This is a genomic window from Chryseobacterium aahli, assembly GCF_022699665.1.
Classification (GTDB): domain Bacteria; phylum Bacteroidota; class Bacteroidia; order Flavobacteriales; family Weeksellaceae; genus Chryseobacterium; species Chryseobacterium aahli.
Genome location: NZ_JALDNB010000004.1, coordinates 235,858 through 254,771, shown reverse-complemented (window position 1 = coordinate 254,771; position 18,914 = coordinate 235,858). Strand labels below are relative to the sequence as shown.

Below are 18,914 nucleotides of genomic sequence, written 5' to 3'. Positions count from 1 at the left end.
TTTTAAATAGATATAAAATTAACCCTTCAAAGCTGCAATCTCATCTCTCAACTGTGCCGCTTTTATAAAGTCTAAATTTTTAGCAGCGCCTTCCATTTCTTTCTGCTTTTGAGCAACTAATTTTTCTACATCTTCTGTTGCGTAGGTTGCTTTTACGTCGGCAACTTTTTGTAAAATTTGTTTCTGAGTATATTTTTCGTCTGGGAAATCTTTACTTCTTCCAACGAGATTTTCAGAGATCTTTTTATTTAAAGCCATCGGAACCTTGCCGTGTTCAAGATTGTAAGCTATTTGTTTTTCACGACGGTATTCGGTTTCATCGAGAGTTGCCTGCATTGATTTGGTAATCTTGTCTGCGTATAAAATGGCTCTTCCATTAAGGTTTCTTGCCGCACGACCAACCGTCTGAATCATTGATCTTCTGCTTCTTAGCATTCCTTCTTTGTCGGCATCAAGAATTGCAACGAGCGAAACTTCCGGTAAATCTAATCCTTCTCTCAATAAGTTGACCCCAATTAAAACATCAAAAATCCCAAGACGTAAATCCTGCATAATCTGAATACGCTCCAAAGTTTCAACATCAGAGTGAATGTATCTTGTTCTGATGCCAAATCTTACAAAATATTTTGTCAGTTCTTCAGCCATTTTCTTGGTTAAAGTAGTTACCAAAACTCTTTCATCTATTTCAGCGCGTTTTCTGATTTCTTCCATTAAATCATCAATCTGATTCAAAGAAGGACGAATTTCAATAATCGGATCTAGAAGTCCGGTCGGACGGATAATCTGTTCAATATATTCCCCGCCTGTTTTTTCCAGTTCATAATCTGCCGGCGTAGCGGAAACATAAATTACCTGATTTTGAATTCCTTCAAACTCTTCAAACTTCAGAGGACGGTTATCCATTGCAGCAGGAAGACGGAATCCGTATTCCACCAAAGCTTCTTTACGGCTTCTGTCACCTCCATACATGGCATGAACCTGTGGAACGGTAACGTGGCTTTCGTCAATGACCATCAAATAATCTTTCGGGAAGTAATCTAAAAGACAGAAAGGTCTTGAGCCCGGCAATCTTCCATCAAGATAGCGTGAATAATTCTCAATTCCTGAGCAGTAACCTAATTCTTTAATCATTTCAAGATCGAGTTCTGTTCTTTCCTGAAGTCTTTTTGATTCTAAAGGTTTCCCGATTTCAGAGAAAAAGTCGACTTGTTTTACCATATCATCCTGAATATTTCTAATCGCTCCGTTCAAAGTTTCTTTTGAAGTCACAAAGAGGTTCGCAGGGTAAATTTGAATCTGATCAAAATTGGCAGTTGTATTTCCTGAAACAGGATCAAAACTCTGGATTTTTTCAATTTCATCTCCGAAAAACTGAATTCTTACGCCATTATCTGCGTAGGCTGGGAAGATATCCACCACATCTCCTTTTACACGAAACGTGCCTCTCGAGAAGTCTTCCAATGTTCTGGAATATAAAGCATTAACTAAAGAATGAAGCAGTGCGGTTCTTGTCGTTTTCTCACCAATTTCAAGTGAAATCAAAGACTTATGAAATTCCGCAGGGTTTCCAACACCGTAAATGCATGATACTGAAGCAACAATCAAAACATCTCTTCTTCCTGAAAGTAAGCTAGCAATGGCTGAAAGTCGTAGTTTTTCAACTTCTTCGTTGATGCTTAAATCTTTTTCAATATAAGTTCCTGAGCTTGCGATATAAGCTTCAGGTTGGTAATAATCGTAATAACTCACAAAATACTCAACAGCATTTTCGGGGAAGAATTCTTTAAATTCCATGAAAAGTTGAGCTGCCAAAGTCTTATTGTGCGCTAAAACTAAAGTCGGTTTTTGGGTATTGTGAACAACATTGGCAACGGTAAATGTTTTACCGGAACCTGTCACTCCCAGTAAAGTCTGATATTTTTCACCGATTTCTAAACCTTCAGTTAGTTTTTCAATGGCTGTAGGTTGGTCTCCGGTTGGTTTATATTCTGATTGAAGTTTAAATTTCATACATCAAATTTATGAAATAAAAAAGAGTCCTAAAGAGGACTCTGAATATAATTTATTGTGTTTTTTTGAATGTTTCAAACTTCATTGTCAATGGAATTTGAAATCTGTATGCAACGTTGTTACCGTCTTTGGTGGCGGGTTTCCACGTTATGTTTTCATTAGCAAGTTTTACTGCTTTAATCGCTTCAGTGTTGAAAATCTCATTATTTCCGGCAGATCTTATGTTTGAAACTTCACCTTTTTCATTGATTGTAAAAAGAATATTTGCTTTTATTAAGCTTTCATCACCTTTAAGAACGGCACCATTAAAATTTTGAGAAATTTTATTTCGCATTGCATTTATTCCGCCAGGATACTCTGGAAGTGTGGAAACTTCCTGTTTCTGATTAATTTCGGTTGCAACGCCAACAGTCTTAACACTTTTCACATTTGAATCATAATTTTGAATGCTTACCGATGTCAATTTTGTATCTACATTTTTTCTTGGAGTGATCGTATCTTTTCCTTTGATGAACGCTTTTGCTTTAAAACCCATGAAGGTTTTTTCCTTTTCATTTTGGTAATTTTGAAAATATTGATGTGTCATTAAATTTACCTGATAAGGTTCAGGATTTTTTGCGCTTATAGCATTAGGGTATCTCTTGCTTACAGATTGATGTGAAAAATCTTCGGGCTTGTAGTTTTGTAAATCCTGATTTTTGGTTTTCTTACCGTCAATCCATAAACCGTATTTTTTCGAATTCTTAAAATCATTAAGTTGATTTTGGGTTACATTAATTTTTTCAGATTTTTTTATATTAAAAAAGTAAAATGGAGTTGCGTCTCTCTGCTCTTTCGTAAGTTGAAAATAGAGATCCTTAAGTTTTTCTCGGTCAGATAAACTTACAGTTTTTTCAAACTCTGCATATTTTTTTAGTTCTATAAGATTACCATATTTTTTAATTATCTTATTAAACTCAGTGTAAGGATCTTCTTCAGCAAAGATACTTTCACTTTTACCTGAAATTTTTGATAAAGAATCTTTCGCATAGACTTTCTCCACAAAAAGTCCGGCAAGCACGACGAAAAGCGGAATCGCCAAATACTTTTTTGCCTCAGCAAATTTTGAATTTGTTTTTGTCATCATAATGAATCTTTTTTTGGTGTTATTGAAATTGAATTGGTGTGTTAACTGTAAGTTTTGTTGTTTCAGAACTTCATACAGAATCAGTTCCTGATAGTTTTTAATGTTTTCATTTTTGATAATAACTTCTTCATCTGCCAAAAATTCATGATTGGTAATCATCACATTTTTATAGAAGTAAATGAAAGGATTGAACCAAGAAAAAGCCTTTATAACTTCGATCAGTAATACATCGAATGAATGCTTTTGTTTTACATGAATTTCCTCGTGAAGAAATATTCTTTCGTCAATTTTTTTATCCTTAAAATACTTCTCAGAAAGATAAATGGTGCTCAAAAAACTAAACGGCGCAATCTCTTTTTTAAGCAAAATGACATTGCAGTTCTGATAAATGATTTTCCGGCCTTTCAATGTTTTAATTTTTAGTATTGAATAAAGAATTTTTGCAATCAGTATTCCTGAGATTACGAAGTAAATGATCTGCAATAATTGAGTGTAATTGAACGTTTCCGCCTGCATTGTAGTAGAATTCTGCAAAATCTGTTGTGGAATTTCCTGCTCAATCAACAGAACTGGTTTGTCCTTTACAATTTCCTTGGTTTCAATCGTCACAAAAGGAATTGAGTAGGAGAAAATAAGCCCCAACAATAAATAAAAGCGGTTGAAGGTCAATGTTTTCTCTTTTGCCAGAAATAAATAGTAGAGTCCAAGCACAATTCCTGAACACAGAATTATTTTTAGAATGATCGTTTCCATGGCTATTCTTTTATTTCTTTGTCGATAATTTCACGAAGTTCTTTCAACTGCTTCTGACTCAATTTAGTGTTTGATGTAAAAAACGATGCAAACTGTGTCACCGAGCTGTTAAAAAAACGGTCAATCATAGAAGTCATTTCTTCTTTGAAATATTCACTTTTCGCAACTTTTGGAAAGTATTCGCGTGAATTTCCATATAAGGTGTAGCCTACTAAATCTTTATTCTGCATTCTTTTCAGCAATGTTGCAACAGTTGTAGATGCAGGCTTGGGTTCAGGGTAAGATTCCAGAATTTCTTTCATGAAAAGTTTTTGTTTTTCCCAAAGCATTTCCATAATCACTTCTTCAGAATCTGTCAGTTTTATTTCTTTCATGTTCTACGTATTTCTATTTTGTTCTACAAATGTAGAATAAAAATTTAATTCCACAATTTTTTATGGCATTATTTTTACACTCAATTCATTAACTACTTTTAATAGTGTTAAAAAAATACTGTTACTCATCAAATAAATTCAGAATTTCTTTTAAACCAATACATATTATATATGAAAAAATTACTCTTACCCATTGTATTAGCTTCGGCAACAATGATTGTTTCGTGTCAGGGAAAAGGCAAACCAAGCGAACCATCAGCGAAAGAAGAAAAAGCAAATACAAGTTATAAACCAGCTTTTGAAGGACAAACCCGAATTGCACCTGTTAAAACATCAACTCCTTATAATGTTGAAGTTCTAACTAAAGATTTAGGTAGACCTTGGGGGATTGTAAATTTACCAGACGGGAAGTTTTTAATTACCGAAAAATCTGGCTTTATCAATGTCGTTTCAACTGATGGGAAACAAATTTCCAAGATTGAAGGATTTCCTAAAGTTGATGATAAAGGACAAGGTGGAATGCTTGACGTAGCTCTGGATCCAGATTTTAAAACAAATCAAATGATTTATTTTGTTTTTTCTGAACCTTTTGGCGATGGGAACTTAATTTCAGTTGCAGAAGGAAAACTTTCGACAGATTTGAAAAATATCTCTGACGTTAAAGTCATTTTTCGGGCAACGCCTTCTTACGATGGCGATAAACATTACGGAAGTCGTTTACAGTTTGATAAAGATGGTAGTTTGTTTGTGAGCACCGGTGAAAGATCAGATAAGGAAACAAGAGTGTATGCACAGAAAACGGATAATTATTTAGGTAAAATTTTAAAAATTACCAAAGACGGAAAACCTGCTCCGGGAAATCCGTTTATTGGAAAAGATGGTTATAAACCTGAAATTTATGCTTTCGGAATTCGCAGTCCTCAAGGTTTAGCTTTAGACGAAAAAGGCCAGCTTTGGGATATCGAAATGGGGCCAAGAGGTGGAGATGAGATCAATTTAATCCAACCCGGAAAAAACTACGGTTGGGGAGATGTAACCTACGGAATTGAATATTCGGGTGAAAAAATCAACAACGGAACGACTCAAAAAGAAGGAACCGAACAACCTATTTACTATTGGGATCCGGTAGTTTCGCCAAGTGGAGTGACTTTCTACACAGGAAATATTGAAGAATGGAAAAATAATCTTTTCATTGCGTGTTTGAGCGGACAACACATCAACAGAATTGTTTTGAAAGATAATAAAGTTGTGGGCGAAGAGCGATTGCTTTTAGACCAAAAGGAAAGATTCAGAGATGTGTTGAATGGTTCTGACGGAAATCTCTACGGAATTACCGACAGCGGAAAATTGTATAAGATTTCGAAGAAATAAATTCGAAGTGAGAAAGTCCCAAAGGGACGACCTAACAGAAAATAGGATGCGATCCTGTCAAATGATATCATAATAAAAAAGAGGCTGCAAAATCTAAGATTTTGCAGCCTCTTTAAATTTAATTCTAAAAACTTTTAATAATCCTGTTCAATCCTTCTTCCAAAATTTCTCTAGAAGTAGAGAAGCATATTCTGATGTGGCCTTCTGCTCCTTTTCCAAACCAGCGTTCAGAACCGGGAACAACTGCCACTTTTCCTTGCTTTAAAACATGTTGAGCAAACTGGTCGCTCGACATTCCGTTTTCAATTTTTGGAAAAATCACAAACGTGGCTTCAGGAAGATTAGGCGTTAAAATTCCTGAATTACTCAAGATGCTGTGCGCCAAATCTCTGTTGTGTTGCAAATGCGTTAGGAAATCATTAAACCAAGGTTTTGCTCGGTCGATTGCCACGCTTCCTGCAATTTGTGACAAAGTAGAAACACCTTCAATGGTAGAATTGAATTGAGATTTTTCTGTGAAATCGTCAAGAAGTTCCTGATCATTGCATAAAACGGCACCGATTCTTAAACCCGCAATTCCAAAAGACTTTGAAAACCCGAATACGGTAAAACTCTTCTTTTTAGCTTCTTCAGAAACTGATGAATACGTATTGAATTCTCTTTTATCGTAAACAATATCGCTCCATATTTCATCACTCATCACCCAAAGATCATGAGCTGCTGCAATTTCAGAGATTTTCTTTAAAATTTCTTTTGAGTAAACTCTTCCAACTGGATTGTGAGGGTTGCAGATGCTGATCAATTTAGTTTTAGGACCAATTAATGAAACTAACATCTCAAAATCAATATCTCCGGTTTTAGAATCCACAGGACATAATTTCAGAACTCCACCAACTGCGTCAACGGTCTTTTTAAATAAAAAATCAACCGGATCAAAGATGATCGCTTCGTCGCCAGGATTTAGAACGTATTTGGCAACCATAAACATTCCCATCGCAGCACTATTGACTGCCAATACATTTTCAGGAGTAAAGTTTCCGTTTTTCCCTGTATTGAAATGTTCTGAAACGCTTTTTTTAAACTCAGGCAGACCGGAAAATGGTCCGTAGCTTAAATATCCGTCTTTAATATATTCAATAATGCCCTGTTCGATCTCCGTAGACATTCTGAAATCCGGATCAGCAGCAGTGAGAGGAATAATTCCGTCTTCTAAAGTTGCCCATCTTCCGTTGTAGGCCTTTTTTTTGAGAGCCTCAAAATTTATATCAGTATTGTTAAACATATTATTTGTAAGAGATTGGTAAAGAGTCTTTTGGTTGTTCACTGACAGGTAATAAAAACTGCTCAAGCAATATTCTGCCGTTTTTAATGTGTATTTCTATTTCAGGTTTTCTTTCCTGCTCGTATTTTTCAAAGGTTTCCTCCAGGTCTTTATTTTCCAATAAAAGCTGTGTCAGAATGTAAGAATCTTTTAGAGCTGAGGTTACACCCTGACTTGTAAAAGGAATCAGAGGATGTGCTGCGTCACCTAAAAATGCAATATTTTTATAATGAAAAGGATTGAGTTTTTCCAATTCGTAAACTCTCCAGATGTGTGCATTTTCGTAGCTTGATTCTTTAACAATCGAAGAAACTAAAGGATTCCAGTCTCCGAAATTATCAAGCATAAATTGCTTGATGCAGTCTGAGGTATAATCTTCGTTAATAAAATAACGGGTGATGTCAAACTGACAATACCATAAAATCTTGGTTGGAGACAGCTTTAAAACTCCGAAAGTCAATCCGCCGTCTTCGTGGTGAAATTTATGAAAGTTGCCTTCGATCTGGCTGGCAATTTCTTCATTTTCAATAATGTTGACGACTTCATTTTCTCTCACCGCCTTCATCACTTCGTCCTGAAAGATTGCTCTTCTGATTCTGCTTCTTGAACCGTCGGATGCAATCACAACATCGGCCTGTAGTTTTGCGTGATCTTCAAATTCCAGTTCGGCTTTTCCTTCAGAGAAACCTGTAAGATTCAGTGTGTTTTGGTAAGAAATTTTGTCTGCAGGAATATTTTGGCTTAAAACTTCAATTAAAGTACTTCTTGAAATCACAAAAACGTTATCCAGATCTTTTTCTGAGAGAACGTTTCCGTTGTGACAGTAATGAATGTATTTTTTCAGAAAACTTCCTTTGGTGTAAAGATCATTGATGTCAATAATTTCCGAAAGATATTCAATTCCTTCTTTTGGAAGAATAAAACCGTGACCTTTCAAATCGTCTTTTGTACGTCTCTCGTAAAGATGATAGTCGATATTATTTTTTTCTAAATAATTGGCCATGCTCAATCCTGAAACTCCGGCTCCGATAATCGCAACTTTACTCATTCTAGTTAGAATTTGAATTTAAAATCCAAAGATCACCATTTTTGATTTTCTTACGCTCCAATTTATTTTCAGTGCTTAGATTCAATAAAAATTCCTGAGATTTTTCAAACGAAGTATTAGAAAGTACTGCAAATTCCTGAGTGGTAAGTGTAGGATAAACCGCAAATAAATTTTGCCAGTCTGCAGAATATTCTTTTTTCTTAGTTTCAGGATCGATTTTTTTAACTCTTTTTTCAAATTCTGCATAAGGTTTAAAGCCATAAAGAACATCCAGCATTTCGTCATCTTTCACGAAGATCAAAGTAGGAAATCCTCTTACGCCCAATTGTTTCCCTAAATCCAAATCTTTTTTGAACTCGATTTGAGCTTTAGATTCATAATCTTCTTTCCATTGTGTAACATCTAATTTGGCTAAAGCTGCTGCTTTTTCTAAATGTTCATCTTTTGTGATGTTTAATTTATCCAAGAAAACCATTTCACGAAGAATTCTTAAAAACACAATGGCTTTCTTTTCATCCTGCATCTGTGCCGCTTTGAAAGCGATGGATGGAGGATAAGATGAGTTTAAAGGATCTTCAAGCCAAACGCCGCCATCGATTGGCATTTTATAATGTGGGCTTACTTCTTCCCAATGTCCCGCAACATCGCTTGGCTTGCTGATTCCACCGGAATTGTAGATGTCCCAAGAAGGCAAAAGTCCGCCCATTCTGTAATCGATCTCTACGGCATCGCCATATTCTAATTTAAATTTTCTAAGCTGAGCTTCAATTCCCCAACATGATGAGCAAATAGGGTCTGTATAGTAAATGATTTTGATTTTATCTGTTTTTTCTGTTGTAAATTCAGCAGAAGAAGATTCGTCAGCGGGTGTTTCAAGAATTTCGCACACACCTTTTTCGTAGTCACAATTAAGAAGAGGATTATTATTCATAGTATTAAAATGATTAGCATTAAAAAAATTAAGAAGTATAGACAGAACTGTCATGAGAGCTGTATCCATTGTAAAGTATTTTGATTTAACATAATATTAAAGAAAGAAATGATAGAACATCAAATCTACTGATATTAAGTTAATTCTACTCTGGAGCTTTAAATACGTTGTCGTCTGAATGAAAACCTGCCACACCGCCGCTTACCGCAAATTTCATTGCTGTGGCTGCAGTCATTCCCACTACGGGTTTGATGTTTTTCTCTGCGGTTATAATTACCCAACCGGAAATTGCATAAGAATGCGGAAGATATACCGCAACGAAATCATGCTTGTGAACATCTGACATGTCTTTCTGCGTCAAAAAACCAATTCTCCAAATCTTTGGGTTTTCATTGGTTTTAACCCAGACTGGATCACTGAATTTTTTCTTATCGCCTACAAATGAAGACATTACATCTTTTGTAGGCGAATAAATATGTTTAATACCGGGAGTTCGTTCTAAAATTCGGTCAATGGCATCAACAAAAAACCGCCCGACCACAAATTTGTTTCCCAAATATCCTAATAATGCGGTCACGAGAATAGTAGACACAAAAACCAATCCCGGAATTTGTTTTGCAACAGATGGAATAATATTATCAACAGATGAAATCACATACCAGATCACAAAAATCGTCAACCCGATAGGGCCAATGATTAATAATCCCTGAAAGAAATTTTTCAGGAAAAAATTGGTGATATTTTCAAAAGTAAGTTTTTTCAATTGGGTTTTTTAGCCGTGTATAGTTTCTTTGTTACCGTAAGATTTAATGATTTTGGCTTCGTATTCCAGCCATTCTTCCCATCGTTTGTTTACCTGATCAGGATCACCTAGTTCTCTTGCAAAGCCTATAAATGTAGTATAATGATTAGCTTCAGAAATCATCAGTTCTTTATAAAATGTTTTGAGTTCTTCGTCCTTTATATTTTCTGTTAAAACTTTAAATCTCTCACAGCTTCTCGCTTCAATCATCGCAGCAAAAAGCATTTTATCAACAATCATCGTGTCTCTGTGTCCTCCTTTTTGGATGAAATTCACCAGTTCGTTTACGTAATCGTCTTTTCTGGTACGCCCAAAAGTATAACCACGTTTTTTGATAATCTCTAAAACCTGACCGAAATGTTCCAGTTCTTCCTGAGCAATCGCCAAAAGTTCCGTCACGATGTCCGGACGTTCCGGAAGCATAGTGATCAATCCGATCGCATTGGTAGCAGCTTTTTGCTCACACCAAGCATGATCGGTTAAAATTTCCTGAATGTTATCCTCTGCAATGTTTGCCCACCTTGGATCGGTAGGAAGTTTCAACTTAAACATGATTTAAAAATTTTGGTAAATTTAATTAATAAAATTAACATTTAATCATGCTAAATTTCTATTTGTGAATTTTTTATAGCTGTAATCATCCGTGGCATAGAGTTGGATTTAAAAGGTTTAACATTAAAACCTTAAATCATGAATACTTTATCAATTAGAAAAAATTTACAAAAGTTTGCATTTACTATGATGGCATTATTTTTCAGTGTCATCTCATTTGCTCAGGATTCGGTTCCTGATAACAAAGTCAGTACATCTACAACGACCACTACAACTGAAGAATGGTACATGGATCCTACTTATCTTATCATCGGAGGAGTTGTTCTTATCGTCATTATCGCATTGCTTGTGAGAGGAGGAGGACGAACAAGAAGAGATTAAGTTTTAGAAAATAAATTAAAATATTGCCGCTCAATAATTTACTGAGCGGTTTTTTTACGTAAAATTTCTAAAACATTCCATCCCAAACCATCAAATTTCTTTAAACCTGTTGCAATAATGAAAGCTAAAATCACATTAATGATATAAATTATGACCATCAACATCCACCAAGGCATCGATTCTTTCATCGGAACGACCAGAAAGTAAACCAAAGACGAACTGATTCCCTGACCGAAATAAAAGAAAATAGCATTTTTACCGATATGAGTGACGAAATTTTCTTTGGTGATTTTTAATCGATTATATAGCACAAATAAAGTTGTAAGTGAGAAGAAAGTCCAAATGATATATGCAGTTTGCGGCGGGAATTTCTTTTTGTTGATTTTAAAAAACACTTCGTCTCCGAAATACCAAAACATCCAGACCAAAGCTGCTGCCACCAATCCGTAAAGTACAGGAATCATTTTGGTAGGGATGGTTTTGCCTCGCATTCTGTTTCCGATAAGGAAAACCGTCATATAAAAAGTGACATAACCGACTTGTCCGGTTGGATATATTTCAGGGGAAATATTAAACAGTAAAGTTAAAGCAATGCAGATTCCGATAAACCAATTGATGTGTTTCGGGAAAAATCTTAAAATTAAAACTCCGAAAACGGTCAATATGAAATAAACTTTTAAGTACCAAAAACTTCCCATCACCACCGGAAAAGTGTCAGCATTTGAATATTCATGGAGAAACCAGTTTCCTAAATTCTGCCATTGCGGTGCTGTTGAAATACTCGTTGCCGAATACTTTGAACCAAAAGTAGAGTAGAAGCTCTGAAGCCATTCGAGCGAGAAAAAAGTGAGCCCGAAAATTTTGAAGAAATAATCTAGAAAGAACAGAAGTGTTACAAAAATCATGTAGGTAATCTGAAGCTTCAGTAATCTGTAAAGCGTTTTTTCAATATTCGAACCTGAAGTGATTCCACTTAAAGCATAAAACAAAGCAACATCAAAAACCAAAGAAAAAACTCTGATCTCAGGAATAATGTAAAACTGTCCCGACCAAAATGCGGTATGAATAAATATAATGGAAAGTGTGGCTAAACCTTTCGCAAAATCGATATAGAGATCTCTGTTCATGTTTTTGTATACAATATTCAAAAGTAATTAAACTTTGTGAATATTTTATACAAAGAAAAAGAGGCAAGAATGATGTCTTACCTCTTTGGTGAATATATTTTAAAAGTGAGTTTATTGAAGGTTTTTAAATTCTTCTGCAGAAATTTCTCCACTTTGAATTTTTCTCAGTTCGTCCATATATTGGCTCATGTAGGCATCAATTTCAGGATTTTGGGAATTTTTACCCATTTTATATGTTCCGTTTAACACTCCCTGATAATAATAGAAAAAGTTGTAATCGAATGAAGAAGCTGTAAGGTCATATTGACCCAATAAAAATCCTAAACGAACAGCAGATCTTCTCTGCGGAGGTGTTCCATGATGTCCAGCGCTTGTTGTTTGGTAATCACCGATGCTTTGGGCAAATTCATAAGCTGCAGCAATCTGCGCAAATGATGTTTGATTATATCCGGTTGGTCTTCTTAGATAATATCCTGCGAAACCGTCTGCTTCCAGTTCGTTGGGTCTTGCAGTGGATTCACTAACGGAGGGTAAACCGAAGATATACTGTAATTGATGACCATACTCGTGAGCTAAAATCATCGCATTTACAATATTTCCGCCTTTATTTTTTGCATCTGCATAAATGGCGTATCCATAATAAATTTTTCCTGTGGAATAAGAAATTGCATTATAAGTGGAATTTGGGTTCGACGGATCATTTACAAATCTCAACGTTGGGTTGCTCCTTCCCCACAGACTTGCAATTTTAGTCATCTGAGCGTTCATAAAACTCGTGTCTGTAGAATTGGGCAATGATGTGGTAAGTACTGCATTTGAGCTCCAGTACTGGTCTACATAATAACAAATCTTTTCGAGTTCGCCTGGTTGCTCAGGTTTTAAATTTTCTGTTTGAGATTCAGATACAGGAGTCTCCATTGTATCGTCGTTACATGCTGATAATGAGAATACAGCAAATGCTCCTGCTAGTAAGCAGAAATTAAAGTTTCTTTTCATATTGAAATATTTTGGTGAAAGCGAAGATATGCAATAATGTGAAATAATTCACTAATTCATACTGAAAAAAAACTATGCTATGCAGGTAAAAAATTATTGTTCATTATTTAATTTTGATATGATTTAAAATAATTTCAAATAAAACAGAAGCAATTTAATTTCTATATTTGGAGAATTAATCACAAAAATATGAAGCACATTTTTAGCCTTTTAACTCTCCTCGTATTCCTTAACCTCTCAGCGCAAGGAAATCGTTTTACTTACGATTATCAATTCAGAATTGATTCCACAAAAACCGACAGTTTAAAAAAAGAGTTTATGAATCTCGATATTTTCCCGACGAAATCTTATTTTTATGGTCAGGCTAAATTTGCAAGTGATTCTATCACAAATAATTCCATCATTGAGCAAAGAAAGTCTACACCGAATAGTTTAAGCTATTCTTCCACGACAGAAGAGTGGAATATTTCTTATTTGATAGAAAAGTCATATCCGAGTTTTAAAACGACATGGTTTACCAATATCGAGCAGACCAATATGATTGTGGAAGAAACTCCCATTATAAAATGGCAGATTCTTCCGGAAACACAAAAAATTGAAAACTATAACTGTCAGAAAGCGACTGCGAATTTTGGAGGAAGAATTTGGGAAGCATGGTTTTCTAAAGATTTGCCTTTTCCTGATGGACCGTATAAATTTCATGGTTTACCTGGTTTGATTGTCAAATTGGAAGATAAAAGTAAGTCACATCAGTTTTTATTAAAAGGAAGCAAGAAACTGAAAACTGAAGATCATTCGTGGGACTATATTTTGGCATTAGAAAAAGAGGCCAAACATGAATTTGAGGGCGTAAAAGTGAGCCCGGCTCAATATAAAAAGTTATATATGACTTATAAAAATGATCCTGCAAAAGACATTAAACTTGATTTAGCCAATCCCAATAATTCTATGACGGTGACGACCGAAGGTGGCAAGAAACTAACTAGTAATGCAGAAATTATTAAGTTCTTTGAAGAATCAATGGCTAAAAAATATAAATCGGTTAATAATCAGCTGGAATTAAATTTACACAGAAAGTAGAAAATTTCTCAAAATCATGTTGTTACTAAAGAAATAATCAGTACATTTGCACCTCGAATTAACTAAAAATTTATAGACAATGTTTGCAATTGTAGAAATAGCAGGGCTTCAATATAAAGTTGAGCAAGACCAGAAGTTGTTTGTGAACCGTTTGAAAGGAGACAAAGGAGGAAAAGTATCTTTCGATAAAATTCTTCTTACTGTAAACGGAGCAATCACTGTAGGCGCCCCAGCTGTAAGCGGTATCACTGTAGAGGCAGAGATCCTTGACCACGTAAAAGCTGATAAAGTAATCATCTTCAAAAAGAAAAGAAGAAAAGGTTATGAAGTTAAAAATGGTCACAGACAATCTTTAACTCAGATCAAAATCACTGGTATTACAGGATTTGACAGTAAAAAAGCAGAGAAGCCTGCTAAAAAAACAACTAAAAAAGCTGACGCTGAAAGCGCAGAATAATTGTAAAACCAAAAAACCTTAAAATAAAATGGCACACAAGAAAGGAGTTGGTAGTTCCAAAAACGGTAGAGAATCTCATTCTAAAAGATTAGGTGTGAAGATTTTCGGTGGACAAGACGCTATTGCTGGTAACATTATTATCAGACAAAGAGGTACTCAGCACCACCCAGGTAACAATGTGGGTATGGGTAAAGATCACACTTTGCACGCACTTGTTGACGGTAAAGTAGTTTTCAGAAAGAAAGCAAACAACAGATCTTACGTATCTATTGAGCCAAACGCATAATTAAAAAGCGTTTTATAAAAATAAAATCCTCAGCATTTTTGTTGAGGATTTTTTTGTGCTATTATTTTATTTTTTTATAAATTTTTGAAAGTTGAGCATTCCTTCTGTATTCTTTATTTGAATAATATAAGTTCCTGTAGGTAATTGATGAACAGGAATTTTTATTTCATTATTGTCTTCTTTAATTTGATTAATTCGTTTTCCTGCTAAATCAAATATTAAAACTTCTGAAATTCTTTTTTCTGATTTGATATTAATAAAATCAGATGTTGGATTCGGATATACTTTGAATGTGTTCTTCTTCTTGTCAAACTCTGAAGTTGATAGTATTCCACTTTTTACTAAAACATCATCAACATTAATTGAGCATCCATACCAAGCAACGCCTTCCAATGCAATTTGATAAGTTGCTGAGGGCGAAGGTAATGTTAATGTGCCGGAATTAGTCCAATCGCTGATGCTACTGTTGAAAGTTGTAATTAATGTCCAAGTTCCGGTAGTTGAGGTTCTGTAATAAACTTTAAGTTCATTTTGATCGCCACCCCAATCTTTGTTTCGGTAATAGAATTCTAATGTAGGACTGTTTACAGAAGATAAATTTAAAATAGGGCTTACATACTTTGTTGCATCTCCGTCAAATGAGTCTATGTCAAACTCTGCCATTAGATCTCCTTGATACGCACCCGTTGTATAACCATAATATGCAGTGGTAACATTACTCCATTCCTGTGTTCCTGATTCATAAATTTTTGTCCATTCCGCTGCTGTTGTAGAGCTGGTTTCAAAAGTTTCTGTCCAAGGAAATGTTGTGATTTGAGCATTAAGAGATACTCCTAATAAAACAAAGGGAATAAATAGTTTTTTCATGATAATTAATTTAAAGTTTTATCGAATATACATAATTAAAACGAAAAACATCAATTATTAACAAAGTTAAGATTCTGGAAATCAAACGAAAACCTGTAAAAAACTCTGAGCAAAAGTTTTGCCCAGAGTTTTTATTATTTATATCCTTTTATACTAGACTTTCAGAACCAGTCATATTTTTTAAAACCCAAACTGGAAACCAGCCTTAATTCCAAACTTAGAAGCATCCGGACGGTCAAGGTAATTTCCTCTCCAGTTGAAATCTACACGGAAGATTCTGATGTTGCCAAAACCGATGTTTTCAATACCAAATCCATATTCATAGTAAACCTGCTGATCCGGTGCGGAATATTTTAAATTCTCAACATTGATGTTTTTTGACGCGTCGCTCAAAGATCCGTAAGCGCCTCTGATGAATGCAACTTCTCTCAGCTTCAGTTTCTTGATTAAAGGGATAAATGAAAGAATTTTACCGTTAAAATGATGCTCTATGTGAAGAGTAGAGTAAGTATCTGCTACAAATTCATAATAATTTAATTGAGCAAATGTATTTGGTACAATTCCATACGACTGGTTTCCGGGAATAATGTTTTGCAATGCCAAAGGAACGGTGTCAAAGTTTTTACCGGCTTCAAAATTTAGCAACGTTTTTCCCCAACTTCCAAGAAGGATGGGTTTGTAAAACATAAACTGCAATTTATTATAATTGAAATCGGCATTAAATAATCCATCAATACCTCTCGTATATTTTAAAACAATCGTCGGTGCCAAAGTTCCATGTTCGTAACGGTCGACTCCGGTTTGAGAAAACGTAGCGCCTGGTCTTGCAATTAAACTAACGGTAACGTGCGAATCAATCGTTGTTTTCCTCAATACACCATTTCTGTAATACATCAAACTAAAACCTGATGGATTGGCAGATTTAATGCTTTGCATCGTTCCGTCAACTCTTATTTGAAAGTTTTTCCAAGGCTCAATAGACGTGAAAAAACTCGTTTGGTTAACCGAACTTAAAGAAGCGTTTTCTCCTCTCGCAAAAACAGTTGAAGAAGCGAAAGAACGCGATAAAATTCCGTCTTCTGTGGTCAGCTGTACTCCAAGTTGGGTGATGTCTCTTTTTGTTCCACCTCCAATCATAAAACGATTCACTCTGTTGAACATATATCGTCCTTCCACACCGTATTTGAATTGCTGATCTTTAAAGCCGTAAGCGTTGTAAAATTCAACTCTCCAAGGATCGTTCTGTCCGAAGTAAGTTCTTGCTCCTAATCTTATTCTGTCACCTTCCACATCATTTTTCCCGTAAACAGAGGTGATTGGGCCTAAATCGATGCCTTTTGTAACGTTGTAATATCTTGAAGCTAATGTTTCTGTTAATTTTAAAATTCTGTTGAATTTTGGCGTTTGTTGTAGCTTGTCCAGCATTTCATAAACTCCTTTTTCTTGTTTTGAAAGTGAATCTGGTCTTGCTTTTGCCCAAAATGCGTCATCTTTATCAACAAAACGGTCATCATACTCTTCTTTTCTTCTTGTGAAAATAGTGTCCGCTAAAGGTTTATTAAAATCATATTCAGAATAGTCTACAGAGCGCTTGGCAATAATGCTTTTGGCACTTTTCTTTTTTGAGAAAGGCGTCATTTCAATTTCGGTGACGTATTTTTTAGGTAAAAATGTTTCATCATCAGGATTGTCGTATTCCAATTCTGTTGAAATGGAATTGATGAAATTTACATTGATTTTATTGGTCGACTTTAAGCTGGCTTCTAAAACTGCATAAGAATCTGTATCAATGTAAAGATATCCCTGAAAGGCTAAAACCTCAGTTCTCCTCGGCTGATAACGGATTTTATAGGCCTGTTCTCCACGAATGGAAACTGTGTCAGTCAAGTTGTAATCATACGTGCTAAAACCATCCGTTCCCACCGGACTCGGAAATCCAATGTCAAAATAATTTAAAGTATTATCGTAAATATTGATATCCCGGTAAAGATTTTTAGCGGTAATCGCAATCACCTGATTGTCCTGAAATCCGGAGGTTTTTTGAGCAACTAGAAGTTTTTTTGTTTTCTTGTTCGGTTTGTTTTCTCCGAAATGGTTGTAGATAGATTCATTTAAGAAAATAGGTAACGCCATTTTTCCTCTTGCTGTAGAATCGGCGTAATCAAAGATGAAATCTAATTTGTTAAAGATTTTTCTATGCATGAAAGCACTGTCAAGATTGTTGGCGTCAAACTGAATCTTTTCGTATTCTTTGTAAGTGTACGTATCAAATTTATCAAGACCGTTGTTTCTCTTGCGTTTCCAGACTTCCTGCATGATTCGGTATGCGGGATTTTCTTTCTTACTCTTAAATTTTGTTTTCTCGTTGTGGATAACAACTTCTTCGATGCTGCTTACTTTTTCAGAGGATAATTTAATGATCAGATTGCTGTTTTTGTCTGCAGTAATATCTACACTTTCTAAAGCATAGTTTTTTTTCTGAAATTTAAGTTTGTAAATAATGCTGTCAGACTGTACGCTGAAGCTTCCTGAAGTAGTAGTAAGAATGGGAGTATTGTTGTCGTTGATAAAGATTTCAACTGCGCTAATCTCTTTGTTGTTTTTGTTATCTACAATCTTTCCGTTTGCTGTGTTTTGGGCATGAAAAAGACTGGTTATAAAAAGGGAAATATAAAGGAAACCGTATTTAAATTGATTGGTTGACATCATTCGTATCTTCAAGCATTTAGCTAAACAAAAATTGTGCTGTTTATGATTAAAATTTAAAAGTTTTTTTAAAGACTTTTGGGTTTATTTACCAAAATGCAAATGTAACGAAAATAAACCTATGAATATTGCGTCTACACAACCCTGGAGGTTGATATTTAATAAATAATGTAAAGTACGATTATGGAAAAGTATAAAATCAAAAAAGACCTACAATAATGTAAGTCTTTTTTGCTCCTCCTCTTGGGCTCGAACCAAGGACCCTCTGATTAACAGTCAGATGCTCTAACCAACTGAGCTAAGGAGGAATGTTCCTCTTTTAGAGTGGTGCAAATATAATATGAAAAATAATATCAAGCAAATATTTTTTGGTTAAAATTACCCGAAAAGTGCTATCAGATTATTTTTCAGGAATTTAAATTTTAAAATAAATGGAAACACTAAAGTATTAAAATCAAAAAAGACTTACATTGCTGTACTTCTCTTTTGATCCTTCTCTTGCGCTCGCAAGTGCGAAAGATCTTCTGATTAATCCTGAAGTTTCGGGACTCTGACCAACTGTGATAAATTTCCAGAAAATATAATTTTATGGAAATGTTAAGATATTAAAATCAAAAAAGACCTACAATAATGTAAGTCTTTTTTGCTCCTCCTCTTGGGCTCGAACCAAGGACCCTCTGATTAACAGTCAGATGCTCTAACCAACTGAGCTAAGGAGGAATGTCC

General features: G+C 34.9%; 17 protein-coding genes and 2 tRNA genes. 5 read left to right on the top strand and 14 right to left on the bottom strand.

Translation table 11 applies throughout. The features are described from left to right. Nucleotides 1-18: 18 nt before the first annotated feature. From uvrB to MQX03_RS09845, 3 genes are read right to left on the bottom strand one after another with little or no spacing between them, the layout of a single operon-like run. Nucleotides 19-2,010 carry an excinuclease ABC subunit UvrB gene (uvrB, locus tag MQX03_RS09855; RefSeq protein WP_242802798.1) on the bottom strand — a complete coding sequence of 664 codons (1,992 nt, stop codon included), beginning with the start codon at nt 2,008-2,010 and terminating at the stop codon, nt 19-21. A gap of 52 nt (nt 2,011-2,062) precedes the next feature. Then, nucleotides 2,063-3,889 carry a M56 family metallopeptidase gene (locus tag MQX03_RS09850; RefSeq protein WP_242802796.1) on the bottom strand — a complete coding sequence of 609 codons (1,827 nt, stop codon included), beginning with the start codon at nt 3,887-3,889 and terminating at the stop codon, nt 2,063-2,065. Nucleotides 3,890-3,891: 2 nt separating this feature from the next. Beyond that, nucleotides 3,892-4,263, bottom strand: coding sequence for a BlaI/MecI/CopY family transcriptional regulator (locus tag MQX03_RS09845; RefSeq protein WP_047443457.1), 372 nt, complete (start codon nt 4,261-4,263; stop codon nt 3,892-3,894). A 171-nt stretch (nt 4,264-4,434) separates the two neighbouring features. Here MQX03_RS09845 and MQX03_RS09840 point away from each other — a divergent pair, with 171 nt between their 5' ends. Further along, entirely contained in the window at nt 4,435-5,634 is a 1,200-nt protein-coding gene (locus MQX03_RS09840) for a PQQ-dependent sugar dehydrogenase (RefSeq protein WP_242802794.1), read from the top strand. A gap of 124 nt (nt 5,635-5,758) precedes the next feature. Here the strand turns inward: MQX03_RS09840 and MQX03_RS09835 are convergent, their stop codons facing one another. From MQX03_RS09835 to miaE, 5 genes are all read right to left on the bottom strand, one after another. After that, on the bottom strand, nt 5,759-6,916 hold the full coding sequence (locus tag MQX03_RS09835) for a pyridoxal phosphate-dependent aminotransferase (protein WP_242802793.1): 1,158 nt from the start codon (nt 6,914-6,916) through the stop codon (nt 5,759-5,761). Nucleotide 6,917: 1 nt separating this feature from the next. Continuing rightward, nucleotides 6,918-8,003 carry an FAD-dependent oxidoreductase gene (locus MQX03_RS09830; RefSeq protein ID WP_242802791.1) on the bottom strand — a complete coding sequence of 362 codons (1,086 nt, stop codon included), beginning with the start codon at nt 8,001-8,003 and terminating at the stop codon, nt 6,918-6,920. Between the two features lies 1 nt (nt 8,004). Then, the gene (locus tag MQX03_RS09825) at nt 8,005-9,003 is read right to left on the bottom strand and encodes a DsbA family protein (RefSeq protein ID WP_317224567.1); all 999 of its coding nucleotides are present in this window, start codon (nt 9,001-9,003) and stop codon (nt 8,005-8,007) included. A gap of 76 nt (nt 9,004-9,079) precedes the next feature. Next, nucleotides 9,080-9,697 (bottom strand): DUF502 domain-containing protein, encoded by a 618-nt coding sequence (locus tag MQX03_RS09820; protein WP_242802789.1) that lies wholly within the window; start codon nt 9,695-9,697, stop codon nt 9,080-9,082. 9 nt (nt 9,698-9,706) lie between these two features. Further along, nucleotides 9,707-10,288: a tRNA-(ms[2]io[6]A)-hydroxylase gene (miaE, locus tag MQX03_RS09815; RefSeq protein ID WP_242802787.1), complete on the bottom strand. Its 582-nt coding sequence runs from the start codon at nt 10,286-10,288 to the stop codon at nt 9,707-9,709. A 138-nt stretch (nt 10,289-10,426) separates the two neighbouring features. On the opposite strand from miaE, the gene MQX03_RS09810 reads away from it, so the two are divergent. After that, the gene (locus tag MQX03_RS09810; RefSeq protein ID WP_242802785.1) at nt 10,427-10,669 is read left to right on the top strand and encodes a hypothetical protein; all 243 of its coding nucleotides are present in this window, start codon (nt 10,427-10,429) and stop codon (nt 10,667-10,669) included. Between the two features lie 38 nt (nt 10,670-10,707). Here the strand turns inward: MQX03_RS09810 and MQX03_RS09805 are convergent, their stop codons facing one another. Together MQX03_RS09805 and MQX03_RS09800 are read right to left on the bottom strand one after the other, a co-directional pair. Then, nucleotides 10,708-11,796 (bottom strand): acyltransferase family protein, encoded by a 1,089-nt coding sequence (locus MQX03_RS09805; RefSeq protein ID WP_242802783.1) that lies wholly within the window; start codon nt 11,794-11,796, stop codon nt 10,708-10,710. A 111-nt stretch (nt 11,797-11,907) separates the two neighbouring features. Further along, a complete protein-coding gene (locus MQX03_RS09800; RefSeq protein ID WP_242802781.1) occupies nt 11,908-12,792 on the bottom strand; it encodes a neutral zinc metallopeptidase in 885 nt (294 codons plus the stop codon). Nucleotides 12,793-12,981: 189 nt separating this feature from the next. Here MQX03_RS09800 and MQX03_RS09795 point away from each other — a divergent pair, with 189 nt between their 5' ends. The 3 genes from MQX03_RS09795 to rpmA all read left to right on the top strand — a co-directional run bounded on the left by MQX03_RS09795 (nt 12,982) and on the right by rpmA (nt 14,615). Further along, entirely contained in the window at nt 12,982-13,872 is an 891-nt protein-coding gene (locus MQX03_RS09795) for a GLPGLI family protein (RefSeq protein ID WP_242802779.1), read from the top strand. A gap of 79 nt (nt 13,873-13,951) precedes the next feature. Further along, the gene (rplU, locus tag MQX03_RS09790; protein ID WP_229982922.1) at nt 13,952-14,329 is read left to right on the top strand and encodes a 50S ribosomal protein L21; all 378 of its coding nucleotides are present in this window, start codon (nt 13,952-13,954) and stop codon (nt 14,327-14,329) included. A 28-nt stretch (nt 14,330-14,357) separates the two neighbouring features. Continuing rightward, nucleotides 14,358-14,615: a 50S ribosomal protein L27 gene (rpmA, locus tag MQX03_RS09785; protein WP_129535640.1), complete on the top strand. Its 258-nt coding sequence runs from the start codon at nt 14,358-14,360 to the stop codon at nt 14,613-14,615. A gap of 66 nt (nt 14,616-14,681) precedes the next feature. On the opposite strand, the gene MQX03_RS09780 is transcribed toward rpmA, so the two are convergent. The 4 genes from MQX03_RS09780 to MQX03_RS09765 all read right to left on the bottom strand — a co-directional run bounded on the left by MQX03_RS09780 (nt 14,682) and on the right by MQX03_RS09765 (nt 18,908). Next, a complete protein-coding gene (locus MQX03_RS09780; protein WP_242802777.1) occupies nt 14,682-15,482 on the bottom strand; it encodes a T9SS type A sorting domain-containing protein in 801 nt (266 codons plus the stop codon). A gap of 180 nt (nt 15,483-15,662) precedes the next feature. Continuing rightward, complete coding sequence (locus MQX03_RS09775) at nt 15,663-18,191, bottom strand: DUF5686 family protein (RefSeq protein WP_242802775.1); 2,529 nt, start codon at nt 18,189-18,191, stop codon at nt 15,663-15,665. A gap of 231 nt (nt 18,192-18,422) precedes the next feature. Beyond that, a tRNA-Asn gene (locus MQX03_RS09770) sits at nt 18,423-18,496 on the bottom strand. Nucleotides 18,497-18,834: 338 nt separating this feature from the next. Then, a tRNA-Asn gene (locus tag MQX03_RS09765) sits at nt 18,835-18,908 on the bottom strand. Between the last annotated feature and the right edge of the window lie 6 nt (nt 18,909-18,914).